This is a genomic window from uncultured Mucilaginibacter sp. (genome assembly GCF_903913935.1).
Classification (GTDB): domain Bacteria; phylum Bacteroidota; class Bacteroidia; order Sphingobacteriales; family Sphingobacteriaceae; genus Mucilaginibacter.
In genome coordinates, this window is sequence record NZ_CAIWNH010000047.1 from 1 (window position 1) to 3,646 (window position 3,646).

A 3,646-nucleotide genomic window follows, 5' to 3' on the forward strand; every position below is an offset into this window, starting at 1 on the left:
AAAATTCATCTTTACCCACTCACCACTCACCACTCACCACTCACCCCAATCAACTAATTCACTTTCCCCCTTTCATAATCCAAAAACTTTCCCTACATTTGCCGTCCCTGAAAGGAGGTATATCGGGAATTATGATCATTATCAACGTAAAAGACGGCGAATCATTAGACAAAGCATTGAAACGCTTCAAAAAGAAATTTGAAAAAACTGGAGTTTTAAGAGAACTTCGCAGCCGCCAGGCATTCGAAAAGAAGTCTGTAACCCGTCGCCACGTGGTGAAACACGCTATCTACAAACAAAATATGAACTTAGAACCTACTGTTTAATTTTTTTAAATTTTCTTAAAAAAATTATCAGATTTTCTAATCAATATATCAAAACTATTTGTACATTCATCAGTCGGATGTACAAGTAGTTTTTATGTTTACAGAGCGTTTTATCCGTTATATTCAGTTCGAAAAAAGGTACTCTCCACATACTGTATCTGCTTACCAGTCAGACCTTGACCAGTTTACCGGCTTCTTAAATAATCCGCAAAAGCTGTCTCCGCCTCCTCCGCCTGTTATTACACATCCTTCGCAAATTACGCATTATCAGATCCGCAACTGGATGGTTGAATTGATGAACCAGCATATTATTGCCCGTTCCATCAACCGTAAAATTGCCACGCTGCGCAAATACTTTAAATTTTTACTGCAGGAAGGGGTGATCGAGAACAATCCTGCTTCCAAAATAAATACGCCAAAGGTCCCCAAAAATCTCCCCGTAATTGTGGAAGACGTAAAACTTACCCAAATGCTGGACGACAATGAGGTTTTTGGTACCGACTTTAAGGGCCTGCGCGACAAACTTGTCATCGAAATGCTTTTTGGTACCGGCATGCGCCTTTCGGAATTAATGGGGATAAAGGACAGCGATATAAATGTTTACGAAGGCACCGTAAAAGTGCTGGGAAAACGCAACAAGGAGCGCATTATCCCGGTGAACAACGAATTGAAACTATTAATAGCTGAATACCAGGAGTTAAAGAAAAAGCAGGATTTTTTCGGTAACAATTCGGTAACCTTAATCGTTACAGATAAAGGAGCAAATGCTTACGCTAAGTTGATCTATTTAATTGTGCAGAAATATCTTTCTTACATATCTACCCAAAATAAAAAAAGCCCGCATGTATTGCGGCATACCTTTGCAACAAGCTTATTAAACCGTGGCGCTGATCTGAACGCCATTAAAGAACTTTTGGGCCACGCTAACCTCAGTGCAACCCAAATATATACGCATAATTCAGTTGAGAGGTTAAAATCTATTTACAAACAAGCCCATCCAAAGGCATAAAAAGGAGGAATCATGAAAATTACAGTGCAATCTATTCGTTTTAATGCAGACAGAAAATTATTGGATTTTATCCAGAAGAAAACAGATAAGCTCAATACCTTCTATGATCAGATCATTAACGGAGAAGTTTATTTAAAGCTTGAGAATGTTGAAGATGAAGCCAATAAAATAACGGAGATTAAACTGTCGCTGCCGGGCAGCCAGCTATTCGTAAAAGAGCAGTGTAAGACGTTTGAAGAAGCGACCGACCTTGCAATAGAAAGCCTGCGCAAGCAGATCGATAAGTATAAACAAAAGAAAAATGATGTTGCCGCAGCGGCCAAAAAGGCTGTTCTTGTTACAGAAACGGAAGAATTTTAAATAAATAAACAGCGAAATTTTAGTAAAATCGGCGGGTTTTTAACCCGCCGATTTTTTTTTAAAATTAAATTTTGTTCAGCATTAAAAATGTGTAAATTTGCAATCCCTTTCGGAGAGGTATACAACAGTCTTCCTCTTATTAAACGGGTGGTTCTTTAAAATAAAAATACAGCCTGATTAATTAGCCGGTACTTGTCGGAAGATCATTCATATGATCAACGGAAGTAATAAGGGTAATAAATTAAGCCTCCTTAGCTCAGCTGGTAGAGCGACTGACTTGTAATCAGTAGGTCATTGGTTCGATCCCGATAGGAGGCTCTGTTGAATGCGAAATGCGAAAGTATGAATGCGGAAGTCTTTAATTCCGAATTTGACATTGCACATTCCGCAATCAACAATGGGGGGATACCAGAGCGGTCAAATGGGGCAGACTGTAAATCTGCTGCTTCGGCTACGAAGGTTCGAATCCTTCTCCCCCCACAGAGTAATTAGTGAAGGGTGAATTGTTGAATTAGTGATTTATTGCTTATTCAACAATTCATTAATTCACTAAATAAAAAGCGGAAGTAGCTCAGTTGGTAGAGCGATAGCCTTCCAAGCTATAGGTCGCGAGTTCGAACCTCGTCTTCCGCTCTTGGTGGTTTATTAGTTTATTAGTTCAATGGTTAATTAGTATCGGCGAACTAAACCAAAGAACAAGTTAACCAAAGGACCAATGAGCAAAAATAGCCGACGTAGCTCAGGGGTAGAGCACTTCCTTGGTAAGGAAGAGGTCATGGGTTCAAATCCCATTGTTGGCTCAATGTTATAATAACAGCATTAAAAGAATACAATTTAAAGTTTAAATTAACCTACAAATAATAAATATAAATCATGGCAAAAGAAAAGTTTGACCGCAGTAAGCCGCATTTAAATATCGGTACAATCGGTCACGTTGACCACGGGAAAACAACCCTTACTGCAGCAATTACAAAAGTATTGGCTGATAAAGGTTTCTCAGAAGCCCGTTCATTCGATTCAATCGACTCAGCTCCTGAAGAAAAAGAGCGTGGTATTACTATTAATACAGCACACGTTGAGTATTCAACTGCTACACGTCACTACGCACACGTTGACTGCCCGGGACACGCCGACTATGTAAAAAACATGGTTACTGGTGCTGCTCAAATGGACGGTGCAATTATAGTTGTTGCTGCTACTGATGGTCCGATGCCTCAAACACGTGAACACATTCTGTTAGCCCGCCAGGTTGGTGTGCCTTCATTGGTTGTGTTTATGAATAAAGTAGACATGGTTGATGATCCCGAATTATTAGAACTTGTTGAAATGGAAATCCGCGAATTATTATCATTCTATGATTATCCTGGTGATGATATTCCTGTAATTCAAGGTTCTGCACTTGGTGGTTTGAATGCTGATCCGCAATGGGTTGCTAAGATCATGGAACTAATGGATGCTGTTGACGCACATATTCCAATTCCTCCCCGTTTAACTGACCTTCCTTTCCTTATGCCTGTTGAAGACGTATTCTCGATCACTGGTCGTGGTACTGTTGCAACCGGTCGTATCGAGCGTGGTGTAATTAACTCTGGCGAGCAGGTTGATATCCTGGGTATGGGTGCTGAAAACTTAAAATCAACTGTTACAGGTGTGGAAATGTTCCGCAAGATCCTTGACAGGGGTGAAGCTGGTGATAACGTTGGTTTATTGTTACGTGGTATTGAAAAAACCGATATCCGTCGTGGTATGGTTATTTGCAAACCAGGTTCAGTAACTCCGCACACCGATTTCAAAGCAGAAGTTTACGTATTGTCAAAAGCAGAAGGTGGTCGTCACACACCATTCTTCAACAAATACCGTCCGCAATTCTATTTCCGTACAACAGACGTTACAGGTGAAATTACCTTAGCTGAAGGCGTAGAAATGGTTATGCCAGGTGATAACGTTACCA

At 40.2% G+C, this 3,646-nt stretch carries 4 protein-coding genes and 4 tRNA genes; all 8 read left to right on the forward strand.

Annotated features, from left to right (window positions below; all coding sequences use genetic code 11):
• Window positions 1-131: 131 nt before the first annotated feature.
• Window positions 132-326: a 30S ribosomal protein S21 gene (gene rpsU / locus QZY09_RS01835; protein ID WP_096353768.1), complete on the forward strand. Its 195-nt coding sequence runs from the start codon at window positions 132-134 to the stop codon at window positions 324-326.
• A 58-nt stretch (window positions 327-384) separates the two neighbouring features.
• Window positions 385-1,335: a tyrosine-type recombinase/integrase gene (locus QZY09_RS01840; RefSeq protein WP_367119153.1), complete on the forward strand. Its 951-nt coding sequence runs from the start codon at window positions 385-387 to the stop codon at window positions 1,333-1,335.
• Window positions 1,336-1,347: 12 nt separating this feature from the next.
• Window positions 1,348-1,695 carry an HPF/RaiA family ribosome-associated protein gene (locus QZY09_RS01845; protein ID WP_295667454.1) on the forward strand — a complete coding sequence of 116 codons (348 nt, stop codon included), beginning with the start codon at window positions 1,348-1,350 and terminating at the stop codon, window positions 1,693-1,695.
• A gap of 245 nt (window positions 1,696-1,940) precedes the next feature.
• Window positions 1,941-2,013, forward strand: a tRNA-Thr gene (locus QZY09_RS01850).
• 81 nt (window positions 2,014-2,094) lie between these two features.
• Window positions 2,095-2,175: transfer RNA gene (locus QZY09_RS01855), tRNA-Tyr, on the forward strand.
• Window positions 2,176-2,255: 80 nt separating this feature from the next.
• Window positions 2,256-2,328, forward strand: a tRNA-Gly gene (locus tag QZY09_RS01860).
• A 95-nt stretch (window positions 2,329-2,423) separates the two neighbouring features.
• Window positions 2,424-2,495: transfer RNA gene (locus QZY09_RS01865), tRNA-Thr, on the forward strand.
• Window positions 2,496-2,568: 73 nt separating this feature from the next.
• A partial coding sequence (gene tuf / locus QZY09_RS01870; protein ID WP_295667455.1) for an elongation factor Tu occupies window positions 2,569-3,646 on the forward strand: 1,078 nt, incomplete at its 3' end.

Bases quoted from the DNA above. Each gene is read 5' to 3' on its own strand.
- QZY09_RS01845 (WP_295667454.1), top strand. From the start codon at position 1,348: ATGAAAATTACAGTGCAATCTATTCGTTTTAATGCAGACAGAAAATTA.
- rpsU (WP_096353768.1), top strand. From the start codon at position 132: ATGATCATTATCAACGTAAAAGACGGCGAATCATTAGACAAAGCATTG.